The following is a 14,781-nucleotide window of genomic DNA, read 5'->3' on the forward strand; positions in this document are numbered from 1 at the left end:
CTGAAAAATCAAATTAATCCAACCTGCACCAGTCGTGCTCAATGAAATGGATTCGTTTCAGCATCCAGAGATACTTAACTTCGACGAGGACGGCGGTGACAAGTGCAAAGCCTGGATCACTGAACTGGGTCTGGCCGCGGTAATTCTGAGCTTTCGTGCTTCTGATTGGGGGCCGACCTGGTGCAGACGCTCCCAATCAAGTCAGATTTGACTAAACTGGTAGGTGAACTCACTGCTTTGACTGGGCCCACATTTTATACTCCCCATCCTTTGTAAATTAGTAACCAGTTCTGCCTGCAATTCCATAGAACACTGGGTGCGGTACCCAAGAGCATGCTCAACATCACGGTCGGTCCAAGAGGTTTGGATGGAAGCTTATGAAGATCATCGGCGCACAAGGTTTCAATTCCCATGAATGTGTTGATGCACCCAGGCAAGAGGATGTTGCGCAGCTACATGTTTTCGATTTTTCATAAGCTTGTTGGCGCACATAACGCATTTGAGCGAATGGCACAGCGCATGAATGCTCACCCCGACATGCGGACAATCGCCAATCTATCGTCGCCAACCCGTTTGGGAACTTGAAGCAATGGGCTTTGGGCAACGAAAAGTTCCTGCGGCGGTAGCTGAAAAAGTACTCGAATGGAAATGGCGCAGACGATAAACGCGAACTATCTGAAAGCGTCGAAAAACTTGCTGAGTATGAGAGGAATGATGGAGATGATTGCCTGAAAGCCCTTCTGCTTTTCCAAATACGGAAACGCAAATCCCCCGAATCGTCGGGGGATTTGCTTCTATCCGATACGAGCTGCATTTTCACGCAGCCTGTTCGGTTTTTTTCCGTTCAAGGTAAAGCGTCGATTTCCAGCCGAACTCAAGTAGGGCAAGGCAGCTCCATTATCGGCAGTCCATACTTGGGGAACGAAAGAAAGTCGTGCGAAGATTTTCTTACCACTTCATACGAAGCCCAAGGGTACCACTAACCGAGTTAGATACGTCAGTGTTACCACCCGCGGTCCATAACTTACCAATTTCACTATACACACCAATCGTTGGGGTCAACTCCAAACTAACGCCAGTTGCGAGCTCAACACTTTTTCCGCCAGTAGACGTTGAAACGTCCGTTGTACTCGAACTATTTATAAAACGTGCCACATCAGCACCGTTTGAAGTCGCGTAGGCATTAACCTGAGCATAAGGCTGCACTGCACCGAGGGAAGTTTCAAATTGGCCTTTCAAGCGTAACCCTGCACGCGCAATCCAGTCGTTATCGGTTTTCAATTTCACTTGGGCGCGCGTGATTTTTGAATCTTGCATATCCAAGCGTTGATGAATGATCTGAAGCTGAGGCTCTACACTCCACGAGCCCGCCCCCAACTGAAAAGATTTACCAACCTCAACGGACCCCAACAAGCTACTGCCTTTACCTTTCGCATGATTTCGGAGAGATTCAACGGTGTAATTATGATTGCCCGACTGAATAACCGTATCAACATAAAGGCCGCTATCAGTAGTGTATGTACCATACGCCCCGAAGTACTGGCTGCGAAGGGTATTCTTGCCCGCTTTCAGATTATTGATACCACCCACGGCCCCCTTTACGCTCGAACTACCTTCCAGTTGACCTATGTAAACACCTGCACGCCAGTTTGAATATGCTAGAAGATCGCTGCCCAGCTGGAACCCATTAATGTGGCTATTGCTACGAGCTGAAGCTCCGCCGCCTTGCGAAATGTCAACTTCAGATGAAATAACTCGCGTCCAAAGACGGCGATCTCCGTCACCCGACGCATTCGACGCTTCGTCGCCTATGCGCTTACGGTAGTCGCCCAGCATGGCCAGATTGCTTTGGCGCAACTGATTGGGTAGCGCCGAATAGAGTGCTACCTCTGCACGGTAACCTTGCGATCGCACATACCAGTTCTCACCGCCCCCCTTTGCGTCTCCAGCAAAAAGGCCATACTCATAAGCACCCGCGTCAATCGTCCCTCCGTCAAGCGAAAACGCGTCTTTAGTGGTTTGAGCTGTGGTGGTGGCACCATTTTTTGCAGTAACAACCTCAAGACCATCGCCGCTGGTCGCAGCGCCCAAAGCATCGGGGTTTGCAACCTGCACAATAGTTTTTCCGCTGGCCGAAGCAGTTGGACCGTCCAAAATCAGTCGATCGGAAGTTCCCTTAGTATTCAAACCTACACGCAGAAGACCATTGTTGCCGACGTATTTACCATTAATAGTAAGCGCCGTTCCAGGTTTCGCCCCAACCAATGAAACAATGCCGGCATTATCAAGAGAGGCTAGTTTTTGATCAAAACCCGCCAGATCAAGTGTGCCATTTTTTTGGACATCAACCGATGAAGATCCAAAGGCACTGGCACGCCCTGCACGCAGCACGCCCCCCTTAACAAGAACGGCACCACCGAACTGCGAATTATCGCCAGTCAGTGTCGTAGTACCAGCTAAAACCTTGATCGTCCCCCACCGACCGCCTACACCATTTGTGATACCGTTGGGGTCGCTGCTGATAGGTGCGGAAAAAATATAATTATTCGACGTATGGTTGAATACTAAAGCGCTATTCACGGAGGTAAACATCAGACTGTTTGTTAAAAACGTGCCCGCAGCCTGCGCCTTGTCCCCTTCCGCAGCTCCAATACTTATAGCAGACTTTCCTGCATTGCTCAGACCGACTTTCCCTCCTATGTTTGTTGTGCCAACAGCCAATCTACCACCATTAGAAACCACAACTGAAGTGTCTCCATCCCCCCCAACATGCAACCGTGATGCACGCACGTTACTTCCGGCTCCGCTAATTAAAGTCGACTGAGATTCGGCGTTCTTGAGGCCCAAGCCAAGAGTTGCAAAATTTGCTTTACCACCATTGATAACTTTAAATTCCCCACCGGTTATAAACCCGTTGGCATTACCTACACCAGTGAGAACACCACCATCTATCGTAAGCGGCCCCGAACCCTGGAGCATAGCGGCCTTAGGCGAAGTTATCGTAAAAATACCTGTTGGCGTAATTGTCAATCCATCAGAGAGAACGTATTTACCAGTTTGTGCTACAGACGTCGACACAACATCAGTAGCAGCCCACCCTGAAACGGCAAACAAAGACATGGGAACCGCAATCCAATGACGCGAAGACATTAGCTTTTTAAATACAAACATAAAATCTTTACCCAGCATTAAGTAGTAAGGGTTTAAAGTATCGAACATTGCTCAACACTACTGCAGCGCATGCTGCTACCAGAACGACAATAACGTGGGGAGTATAATTAAGATAATTTAAAATTATTTTTATTTTTTATAAATATTAATAACCGATAGTTATGCCCCATAGCGCTTAACTCATGACATACAAATCGCTCTTAGTACACACTCACCCCATCATAACAAAAATACATTAAACTTCAATTTATCCTATCCCCAAATTAAACTTCGATCAATTTATTTTTAGCAAAACGACAAATTTTTCAAGTCGGCACTCCAGCGACGCCGCCTCTAAAAAATAGAATTCTAGAACAGTACTTAGCTAAACTTGATTTTCCGCGGATAGCGTCGCTCACCCTAAAATATAATTCACCCCTCTAAACTCAGTTGAGTTAAAAATAATACAACTCGCCAGGTAGAAAGAAGGTAAGCGTCCGGCCAACTCACCTTCCTGACCCCAACGCCAAAGGCGATGGTGTCCACCTAATTTAGGTGGACACCATTTCTAGCCTTTTAAGCGGGTCTTTCCATGCAGTCACAACGCCGATCCTATTCCAAATCCTTCAAGGCCCAGGTAGTCCAAAGTGCACTCAGCCCGGCGCGTCGATTGCCAGCGTCGCGCAGCACCACAGCCTTAACGCGAACCTCGTCTATAAATGGATTCGGGTACTAACGAACGAAGTCACGGAGCTGCAACCTGCTTTCATTCCGCGACCTTTGCAGCTCGCCGGAGGGCATTCCCAGGCTGCGTCATCGAGCATCTGCGTTGAAATCCAGCACTCGCGTGGCACCGTCAAAGTGAACTGGCCGACCGAAAGCGCCGCCGCCTGTGCCTCCTTTCTGCGAGACCTGTTGCGGTAATTCGAATCGATGCGGTCTGGCTCGCCACCGAACCGATGGACATGCGCGCCGGCACCGAAACGGCGTTAGCCCGGGTCATTGCCGTGTTCGGCGCGGCGAAGCCGCACTGCGCTTATCTGTTCGCCAATCGCCGCGCCAATCGGATGAAAGTTCTGGTGCATGACGGCGTGGGTATCTGGCTAGCGGTGCGACGATTGAATCAAGGCAAGTTTCACTGGCCCGGCATTCGGCAAGGATCGCAGGTCGAACTCGATAACGAGCAACTTCAGGCTTTGGTACTGGGCTTACCATGGCAACGGGTCGGTGCTGGCGGCTTGATCACAGTCTTGTAACGCCTGCCATTAGCCCATCGGTTTATCGCTGCTGACTTCCGGCTCTGGCACAATCAGCGGCATGACTTCCTCGCCCAATCTCGATCAAATGACACCGGAACAGCTACGTGCCTTAGCTGAACAGGCCTTGCAGTTGCTTCACCAGGTCGACTCGATGGGTCAGAAAATCCACCGCCTTGAAACGGTCAACGAGCAACTCGCTCATGAGATCGCCATCCTCAAGCGACACAAGTTCGCCAAACGCAGCGAACAGCTAAGCCCTGACCAAGGTAGCTTGCTCGACGATTTACTCGACACTGATATCGCGGCCATCGAGGCCGAGCTGAAGGCGGTCAATCCGTCACCTGCACCGGACGAGCTACGTCAGCCCCCCAAGCGTACGCCGCTGCCGCCGCAGTTCCCACGTACAGTGATCCGTCACGAGCCAGAAAACACCCAGTGCGTCTGCGGCTGTCAACTTCAGCGCGTTGGCGAAGACGTCAGCGAGAAGCTCGATTACACACCCGGCGTGTTCACCGTCGAGCAGCATGTGCGTGGAAAATGGGCATGCCGCCAGTGCGAAACACTGATCCAGTCGCCTGTACCGGCCCAAGTGATCGACAAGGGAATCCCGACCGCAGGCCTGTTGGCCCATGTGATGGTGGCGAAGTTCGCCGACCATTTACCGCTGTACCGGCAGGAGAAGATTCTTGCTCGGGCCGGGCTGGCGATTGCTCGCTCGACACTGGCGCAATGGGTCGGACAGACCGGCGTACAACTCCAACCTCTGGTCGATGCGCTGCGTGAGCAAGTGTTGGCCCAGGGCGTGATCCGCGCCGATGAGACTCCGGTTCAGATGCTCGCGCCAGGTGAGAAGAAAACTCACCGCGCTTACGTCTGGGCCTACAGCACCACGCCGTTTTCGGCGCTCAAGGCTGTTGTTTATGACTTCAGTCCCAGTCGTGCAGGCGAGCATGCGCGCAACTTCTTTGGGCAGTGGAACGGCAAGCTGGTATGCGACGATTTCGCTGGCTACAAAGCCGGTTTCGAGAAAGACATCATCGAAATTGGCTGTATGGCCCACGCCCGTCGTAAGTTTTTCGATCTGCATGTGGCGAACAAAAGCCAGCTGGCTGAACAAGCGCTGTACTCGATTGGTGGTTTGTACGAAGTTGAACGCCAAGCTCGGGACATGTGCGATGAGGATCGTTGGCGAATACGCCAGGAAAAGGCGGTACCGATCATCAAAACACTGCATGACTGGATGTTGGCCCAGCGCGACCTGGTGCCCAACGGATCAGCCACGGCCAAAGCCCTCGATTACAGCCTGAAACGCTGGGTAGCGCTAACGCGCTACCTGGACGATGGGGCTGTGCCCATCGACAACAACCAGTTGAGAACCAGATACGGCCATGGGCGCTCGGACGCTCGAACTGGTTGTTTGCCGGATCGCTTCGCAGTGGCAAACGGGCGGCCGCGATCATGAGTCTGATCCAGTCGGCACGCATGAACGGGCATGATCCGTATGCCTATCTGAAAGATGTGCTGACACGGCTGCCGACACAGCGGGCGAGTGAGATCGAAGAGCTGCTGCCGCATCGATGGCAACCAATTTAGTTGCGCAAGATGAGATGCCCCGGCGCTTACAAAGCATCATTTTGAACACTGTCTTCACCGGACGCTCGCACTCAGTAGGCTTATAAGGATGGAGTGTTCGTGCTCCCCTGCATTCGCATCAAGATAAACAATTTCCTGACTAATGCCCTGAGAGCTAGAAACACCTAAGGCGAACTCTCGTCCCGTAGATACAGCGAGCTTCTGCGCAAAAGGAATCAGGCGGTTGACCTGCTCAATGCCGAGGTTCTCAATGGGAAGGTTCAACCCAATAAACCAGTCGGGCAAGTCATTCTCAGATACGCTCTCATCGCGCTGGTGTTTCTGGTTCACGAGGAACGCACCCAGCTCAGACCATTCGCATACGAGACCATTGAACGGAGCCAAAAGCTCTGCCTCGATAGCGTCGTTGTCGCTGCCATCTGCATATAGATAAAGCATCTGTCCTAAGCGTCCGAGGGCTCCAATGCACCTATGATAGCGCTAGTGCACGCCAATTGTGAGCAGATGCCCATAATGTGCTTATAGCTGGATTGGGTAGATGACTTCGCCGAACGCTTACGAAAGAAGCGCGTGCCCTACATAATAATGCACACGATATCATCACGTTTGGTTATGAAAAAGGATTGCGCAGCTGATGCAATAATTCGCTCGATGAAGGGCATAACCTCTCCTAGTAAAAAATCATTCGCCCCGCAATAGTTCAAGAGCACGATCGAAGTCGAACAGTTCCAGTTGCTCTGCGACCTGGACCAAGCGATTTGCCAAGGACCAAACGAGTGACATAGTGCGAAGTTCTGCAAGCGCATCTAGGGCGGCGGTATCACCTTGGGTTAAAAGGTCTCTTAGTCTGTTCAGTTGCGCGGTCACTTCCGAGCCATCCTGTAGGCCATCATCTTTCAATACCGGGGTGCTCGCCGCGAGGTCGGTTAGACCCGCCAAGGTTGTGAGTAGGCAACTGTTGACCTGAGCTGCCAGCGCTTGCAATGCCGTAGCGCTCTCGCCGTTCTGGCAGGCTTGCTCCAGCAAAGCACAGGACTGTTCCAGTGCTTTGGCGCCGATGTTGCCGGCCGTGCCGCGTAAACTATGGGCTAGTCGTCCGGCAGCTCCCACATCCGAGTCGACAAGTGCGGAACTGAATTGCTCGGTAAAATTTGTTTGAGCGTCCCTGAATTTACAGAGCAGGCGTAAATAGAGGTCCCTGCGCCCCATACAGGTGGCTAGGCCGGCATCGATATCAATGCCCTCAAGATGATCCGGCAGCCCATCAGACAGAGCCATTTCTCGCGATGCTTGAGCAGCTCGTGGCTTAATCCACTTTGCCATCGTGGCGAACATCGCCCCGACATCGAGTGGCTTGGATATATGATCCGTCATTCCACTGCTCAATGCTCGCTCGCGGTCGCCGTCCATGGCATTGGCAGTCATGGCGATCACCGGCAAAGCGTCAAAGCAAGGCTGCTGGCGAATTCGCTGGGTGGCGGTGTACCCATCCATCACTGGCATCTGACAGTCCATCAGCACGCCATCAAAGTCGTCGTCCTCAGCCAGTATGTCGAGGGCCTCCTGCCCGTGCCTGGCCAGTCTTAGCCGTATTCCAACATTCTCCAGCAGCTCGCGGGCAAGCTCCTGATTCAGTTCGTTATCTTCTACCAGCAGCACACGAGCTCCGCTCAGGCGGGCTAAGGTGCTTGCATTCTGTTGAAAGCGCTCGCGGGCACGAGTCTCATTCTTTTGGCCTTTTCCCATCACTATACCGATGGCTTCGAGCAAAGCAGACGGAGTAACCGGTTTGGTCAACACCACAGGTAACTGGATCCCCCTCCGCTCGGCTTCTTCTTGCGCCTCTTCGCGGCCAAAGGCGGTGACCATGATTACCGAAGGCGTGTGCAACAGGCTGGCTGAGTACGTCCTACTCACGGTTTCCATACCATCCATCCCGGGCATCCGCCAGTCCATCAGTATCAATGCGTAGGGCAGCGCCTTATGTTCGGCGTCGGCCAGCATTCTCAGCGCTTGGCTACCACTCCGTGCGACGTCCACTTCCAGGCCAAAGCTGCGGGCCATGCTCGAGAGGATTTCGCGGGCATTGGCATTATCATCCACGACCAATATCCGCATACCCTGCAGTTCGTCGGACTTGAACATGCGACGTGGCTGAATGTCTTCTTGCACGCCGAGCTGTACTTGGAAATGGAACGTGGAGCCTTCTCCCAGTTTACTCTCAACCCAAACTCGACCGGCCATCAGCTCCACCAGCTTCTTGGAGATAGATAAGCCCAGCCCGGTGCCACCATACTTGCGTGTGATCGAACTATCAGCCTGACTAAATGACTGGAACATCCGAGAACACTGCTCGGCAGTCATGCCTATGCCAGTGTCGCGCACCCAAAAATGCAGCCTCACGCAGTCCTCGCGCATGCTCACCTCCTCCACGCCGACCACAATGTCACCATGCTCGGTGAACTTGACAGCGTTGTTACCTAGGTTAATCAGCACTTGTCCTAATCGTAGGGGATCTCCGAGCAGTGCCATGGGAAGGTCGGGCGAGATCTGGAACAACAATTCCAGGCCCTTGTCCTCCGTTTTCAGACCAATGATTGCGGCGAAGCTGTCGAGTACATCTTCAAGACGGAAAGGGACCTGTTCGAGGCTCATCTTACCGGCCTCGATCTTGGAGAAATCGAGTATGTCGTTGATGACCCCCAGCAGGTTCTCGGCTGAGCGATGCACCTTTTCGATATAGTTGCGCTGGCGACTGTCCAGTTCGGTATGCAGCGCCAGGTGACTCATCCCGATGATGGCGTTCATTGGTGTTCGAATTTCATGGCTCATGTTGGCTAGAAACTCGCTCTTAGCGTGAGTGGCCTCTTCGGCCGCAGCCCTTGCCTCTGCCAGTGCAGTCACGTCAATGTTGATGCCGGTTGCACGCAATGGCGTGCCCTCAGGTGTACGTGAAATGCGATTGAGCGATCGGAGCGTGCGCACCCGACCATCATTTGCACGCACGATTCGGAAATCAAAGTCGACGCGATCATCGCCGCTGTGTACCGCGTTCTCGAATGTGCTGCTAGCCCGCGCCAAATCATCGGGATGCACCATGGCCTGCCAATGCTGAAGAGCGCCACTGAATTCACCAATCTGAAGCCCGTATAGCGCTTCGAGTTGCGGTGTCCAATAGTTTTTGCCGCTGACCAAGTCAGCGTCGAACAAACCGATGTCACCGGCCTCTTGCGCCAGATTCAGGCGATCGCTAGCAGTACGGAGCTTGGCCTCCATCGCCCTGCGCTCACTTACATCGCGTACCGAGGCACAAATGCAATCGCCACGCCCCTCGAGGGGCGGCAGGTGGGACAGACCAATTTCAACCGAAAATAGGCTGCCGTCTTTGCGCACGCCACTCAACTCCTCCAGGTCTGCGCCGACCTGTCGGGTTTCTCCGCTCGCAATGACCCCGCCACGTAGGACGAAATGCTTTTGGCCCTCAGCCTGCGACACCAGGTGTTCGATGCAGGAGCCAATCAACTCCCCGGGAGCATAACCAAACAGAGTATCCATTCGTGGGTTGGTCATCAGAATGTGGCCATCAGCTCCCAACACTAGCATCCCGTCCGGTGCAGCCTCGATAATGCCGCGATACCATGCTTCAGTTGCACGCAGTGCCGTTTGCTGGGCTTCCAGTTCTCTGGCCTGGTGTTCCAGTTGTAGGGTTTGGGCACTCATTTCGTCAGCCTGGCGACGAGTTTCCTGCAGCAGCGTCTGAGCCGCTTCGCTTCGCTCCATGATGGCCATGGCACTCGCCAGCTTGGGTAACACTTCTTGCAAAAGCGCTGCTTCATTCTCTTCCAGCGCGCGAAACCCGGCCATTTCCAGGACCCCGAGCAAGCGCTCGCCACGCAACACGGGCTGAACCAGCAGATGGCTGGCGCTGGCACCGCCCAACTGTGTGCGCACTCGCCAGAACTGTTCGGGCAGATCCTTGAACTGATGGGGTTGGCGATCCATTGCACACTGGCCGAGTAATCCGTCACCGAGCCCGAGTTCAGTGGGTAGAGGGTTGTCACTGTCCACCGCATAGCCGCTGAGCAACTTCAGGCGGGAAGCGCCTTCATAGAGCACATAAAGCGCCCCCTGACACATACCCAACTGTGGTGCGATGCGGCAAAAAAAAGTTTGGGCTAGAGCTTGTGGTGTTTCTGCATGTTGTAAATCCAATTGCAAAAGCGAGGCGTGGGTTTTGACCCAGCGCTGACGTTCAAGCTGACGCGCCTCCAGTTGCAGCGTGGCGATAGCACGCGCCAAGTCGCCGGTTTCGTTGCGAAGTTTGGTGTGGGGAATTTCGCCATCAAGTTTACCGGAAGCTAACTCGTCAACCGCCACGCGCACACGGTTCAGCGGTACGCGGATGGAATGGCTTACCAACCACGTCAGCAGCAACGCCAGCGTCGAACCACCCAGCAGCAAGAAATAGGTGATCGCACTACTTCGCTGGGCATACTCGGCCAGATTCTTTGCCGTATCGTAAATGTCTGCTTCCTTGTTTTTATCGATCAAAGTGAGCAATCCATCGCTTGCCTGTTCAAGCGCGAGAAAGTCTTTACTATTGAGCAATGTCAAAGCTTGGCCCAGAGAACCTTTTCCGGCCAGGTCCAAAGCGTCATCTCCACTTTTTTGGAGACGCTGCAACACCACTTCAAATTCCAGCAAACTGTTAATACTGCTCTGTCGCCGCAGTGTCGGGCGAACTTGCTCCAGAGCCTCGTGCAGACGCTCTTGGGCGGCGTCCATTTGCGCCCGGGCACTGATACGAATATCCGCGTTATTGGTGGCGATCGCGCGCTGCATTGCCAGCAATAAATGCGGTAACTGCACCCTCACCTCCTGCACACGCTGGATACCGACCAGATCCTGCTGGTACAACTGTTGCATTTTGTCCCTGAGCGAATACTGAGTACGAAGGCTTTGCACACCCAGTATCAGGACCAATATCAGCAGCGCTGCGAAACCGATGATCAGTTTACTGCGTAGGGACAGGCGCTCGAGCAGCTCGAAGAGTCTGTTCATATATGGCCTCGTTAACTAGTTGCGCAGAATGATGTCCAGCTCTCAGGGGTGGTCAGCGATGTGCTTAAGCAAGTCTGACTGTCTAGCCATGTCCTGGTCGCTGTCGGCGAACCGCTCAGCAATTTCTCGAAACCGTTCGGCATTGACCAGAAACGCGTCGCAGATGTCCGGGTCGAAATGCGAACCACGCCCCTCACGGATAATTTCTACTGCTTTCTCATGGGGCATACCGGGTTTGTACACGCGGCGGCTGATCAGCGCATCGTAGACATCCGCCACGGCCATTAAACGGGCGCTGATGGGTATGTCGTCACTGGCTACGCCTTGCGGATAACCACTGCCATCCCATTTTTCTTGGTGGCCGTATGCGATTTCCTTAGCCAAATGAAGGAAATCGACGTCGATTCCTAACTGATCCTCGGCGTGCTGGATCGCGTCGCGCCCTAAAGTAGTGTGGGTCTTCATGATCTCGAACTCTTCCGGAGTGAGACGTCCGGGCTTAAGCAGGATACGGTCTGGGATGCCTATCTTGCCTATATCGTGCAGCGGTGCCGATTTGAACAGTAGCTTGATGGTTTCATCGTCGAGGAATTGACGGAAGCGAGGATGCTCGCGCAGCAGTTCGGCCAGCACCTTTATGTAATGCTGCGTGCGGCGAATATGATTGCCCGTTTCGTTGTCACGGGTTTCGGCCAGCGATGCCATTGCATGGATTGTCACATCCTGGATCGCGATCACCTCACGGGTGCGGCGCCGTACTTCGTGTTCCAGAAATTCGTTCTGATTGCGCAGAAAGTCTGCAACTGCCTTGATCTTGATCTGGGTGTCAACCCTGGCCATGAGCACCGCAGGCACGATCGGTTTGGTAATGTAATCTGCGGCGCCCAGGCTAAAGCCTCGAATCTCATCCTCTGTGGCAGTCATGGAGGTCAGAAAGATAATCGGAATGTCGCAAATACGTCCGTCGAGCTTGAGCCGTTCGGCAACGTCGTAGCCGGACAGACCCGGCATCATGACGTCCAACAGTATCAGGTCAGGGAGTGGGTCGCTCTGGAGAAGATGTAATGCTCTTTCGCCGCTTTTGGCTGCTTTGATCCGGTATCTGCCCTTGAGCAATTCGGCTATCAGCATTAGGTTATCGGGAGTGTCATCGACCACTAGAACGGTTGCTGAGGGGTAATCGCCCTGCGCGTTATCCATGGATATAGGCTCCCTTACATGGCCATTTAGGAGTGAACGCATTAAGGTCACTCTCTGGCTAGCAAGCGTAGCTACAAAAATTTCTATCGCTAGGCGGAAGCGGGAGAAGTGATGAAAAACTCGATGCTCCCCCGCTGATCGTTTCGCCTTAATTTAAAAATGTGACTCGCATTGAGCACGAGGGTTATTGCCCTCCTCTAAAACTGGAAACTGATACTAGAGCTCACACCCTGCTGGGTAATATTGTCATCCTTTCTCACGTTATAAGTAGCGCTCAATACCAGTTCTTTCGTCAATTGCTGGCTGACACCGATGCTGAAGCGATCCGAATTACTGCGTGGTGTGTACCCCTCAAGCTTAAAATTGATCCCTGGCACACTGTTAAGGGACATGCCGACTCGCTGCGTGTCGTTTTCAAACTCATGCTCGTGAGCGGCTTCAGCAACCACTTGGGAGTGTGGGGTAACGCGGTAGCGACCTTGCAAGCCAACGCCCAAACGTTTCGAATCGCGCTGTTGGCCATCGAATGTCAACGCGGTAGAACGCGCGTCTTTTTCTGAGTACCCCTTCACCTGTACCTGTGCGTAATCTGCACTGATAAATGGCGACAAGTGCCAGTCACTCCCTGGCTGCGCAATGTCATAGCCAAAACGGCCGCTCAGTGCCCAGAGCCAACCGTCGGTATCGCCTTTCTCCGTGCCCTCACTGACGCCGAGGGCGAAATTGCGCTTGAGACTGTCGAAGTCCATCTTACCGCGAGTCAGTGCAGCGTCAGCCCACCAGTGGTTCTGTTGGTACTGCGCAAAGGCTGTGGCCATGTAGCTATTGAGTTTGTAGTCCGAATCACTGGCGCCGGCTTCAAGGGTCTGTCGATAAAACCCTGCGACGATGCCGACACGCCAATTTTCGTCGAGGCGATAGCTGCCGCCGACGTTTAGGTTGTAGCCGTTGACGTCGCCGCCGGCCGAACTGCGTTGATCGTCGAAATCCAAGTGTTGGCCACCACTGGCGACAATCTCACGCCATTGGCCAACAGCCTGCCAATTACCCAGGTCGGCTTGCCACTGATTTCGCAGTTCATCTTGGTGGCTGCGCAAGGTGCCTTGGGCCATTTCTGGTAGGAGAGTCACTTCCCAGGGCGCTGCGAGCAACGAATAGGCGTAGTCGGCAATTAGCCTCTGAGCCGCTTGAGTGGGGTGGACAGTATCGTTATAAATGAGTTTGCTTGGATCAGGGTTCGTACCGCCGATACCGTATACCGTATTAGCGCAGGCACTGGCGCTGAAACACGTTCGCTTGAGGTTCTGGTCGGTAGCGAAACCAAAGCGCCCAGGATCGGCAAACGTTTCCTCAAGCAGCAGTGGCACGTTCAAAGGAATAATCTCGGCGTCGATTTGCGATAAGCGTTGTATCAACGTCTTGTTAAATAAGCTGCTCAGGTTGCTGACGAAGGGCTGGAGCGGCGATCCGTTGTACGCTGGGGTCTGGCCCAGGTCGGGCAGCATCCACACCATCAAATAGCGACCACCGGCCTGTTGCAGAGTTTGCACGCTGTCGGCCAGTCGTCCTGCAGCCTCAGTGGTAATGGCAGGGCCTTGAGCAAGACTGGTGATAGCGAACAAATCATTACCACCGCCGGAAATCAAGTAAAGGGCCTTCGGGTCCGCTTGGCCACCATGGGCCGGAAGGTAACCTTGACGACTGCGTAGAACCGTGCCGCCGCCAGGATAGCCGGAAGGAATCGCAGCGTTGGAGACCGAGTTGATAGAGTCAAAGATGTCATCAGTACGATAGCCACTGACCGCCCAGTTGCTACCGTCCGGTAAGCCTTGTGCAGCACGAACTGGAGAAGTGGAGGCTTCCAGATCATTCGGCGCTACGCCCAGCTTTAATCCAAGCAATGTTGCTGACACCTGGCCGAAACCGCCTTGGAATGTCGGCCCCGTGCGGTTGGTGAATCGCAAACTTGCATCACTTGGTCCATTCGGATCGGGGAGCTGGCCCGCGTCGGAAAGGCTGTCACCGAAGGCAACCATCGTCGTATACGGCAATGTCGCAGCAAAACCATGTGAGTACGTGAGCACCAGTAAGTATCCAAAAATGGAAGATCGAAACTTTTTCACCATATTTAAACCCCTTAAAGTCACCGAGCCATGCCTGGCGCAGCGAAGTGACTTTCTTCTGTGTTATTACACTACGCCCGGCCTCTACTTCGAGTACCGGAATTCATAGGGCAGCGGCCCAGCAGATCTACTTAATCGACAGGCAGGAACAAGTAGAAACTTAACCTTTTACCTTCCTGCTCGTTCAAACACGACAAAGCGCAACAACATGAACTGAACAACTCCTACTAACAGGCACCAAAGAAAAGCTTACAATCTCAAATGACTGATCAGACAGCAGTACGAACACATACCGAAAGTAACAGAAGCGCCTAACAATACTGTATGTTTGAACTTGAGACTTTCAGTCTTGATAACCAACATCAAGCAACTAGCTATTAACTTTTTCACCACTC

At 53.3% G+C, this 14,781-nt stretch carries 6 protein-coding genes and 1 pseudogene; 2 read left to right on the forward strand and 5 right to left on the reverse strand.

The window, feature by feature from the left end; translation table 11 throughout:
* Window positions 1-948: 948 nt before the first annotated feature.
* On the reverse strand, window positions 949-3,219 hold the full coding sequence (locus ATH90_RS19410) for an autotransporter family protein (protein WP_098467077.1): 2,271 nt from the start codon (window positions 3,217-3,219) through the stop codon (window positions 949-951).
* A gap of 860 nt (window positions 3,220-4,079) precedes the next feature.
* Between ATH90_RS19410 and tnpB the strand changes: the two genes are divergently transcribed.
* Window positions 4,080-4,406: an IS66 family insertion sequence element accessory protein TnpB gene (gene tnpB / locus ATH90_RS29635; protein WP_280523652.1), complete on the forward strand. Its 327-nt coding sequence runs from the start codon at window positions 4,080-4,082 to the stop codon at window positions 4,404-4,406.
* A gap of 61 nt (window positions 4,407-4,467) precedes the next feature.
* Window positions 4,468-6,002 (forward strand): annotated as a pseudogene (tnpC, locus tag ATH90_RS19420) (IS66 family transposase).
* A gap of 54 nt (window positions 6,003-6,056) precedes the next feature.
* Here tnpC and ATH90_RS19425 read toward each other — a convergent pair.
* The 4 genes from ATH90_RS19425 to estP all read right to left on the reverse strand — a co-directional run bounded on the left by ATH90_RS19425 (window position 6,057) and on the right by estP (window position 14,389).
* Window positions 6,057-6,440, reverse strand: a complete 384-nt coding sequence (locus ATH90_RS19425) for a hypothetical protein (protein ID WP_098467078.1) — start codon at window positions 6,438-6,440, stop codon at window positions 6,057-6,059.
* 243 nt (window positions 6,441-6,683) lie between these two features.
* A complete protein-coding gene (locus ATH90_RS19430; RefSeq protein WP_098467079.1) occupies window positions 6,684-11,063 on the reverse strand; it encodes a response regulator in 4,380 nt (1,459 codons plus the stop codon).
* 42 nt (window positions 11,064-11,105) lie between these two features.
* Window positions 11,106-12,263 carry an HD-GYP domain-containing protein gene (locus ATH90_RS19435; protein ID WP_098467080.1) on the reverse strand — a complete coding sequence of 386 codons (1,158 nt, stop codon included), beginning with the start codon at window positions 12,261-12,263 and terminating at the stop codon, window positions 11,106-11,108.
* A 197-nt stretch (window positions 12,264-12,460) separates the two neighbouring features.
* On the reverse strand, window positions 12,461-14,389 hold the full coding sequence (estP, locus tag ATH90_RS19440; protein ID WP_098467081.1) for an esterase EstP: 1,929 nt from the start codon (window positions 14,387-14,389) through the stop codon (window positions 12,461-12,463).
* Between the last annotated feature and the right edge of the window lie 392 nt (window positions 14,390-14,781).

Origin of the sequence: Pseudomonas lurida, from assembly GCF_002563895.1 — a bacterium.
GTDB lineage: Bacteria > Pseudomonadota > Gammaproteobacteria > Pseudomonadales > Pseudomonadaceae > Aquipseudomonas > Aquipseudomonas lurida.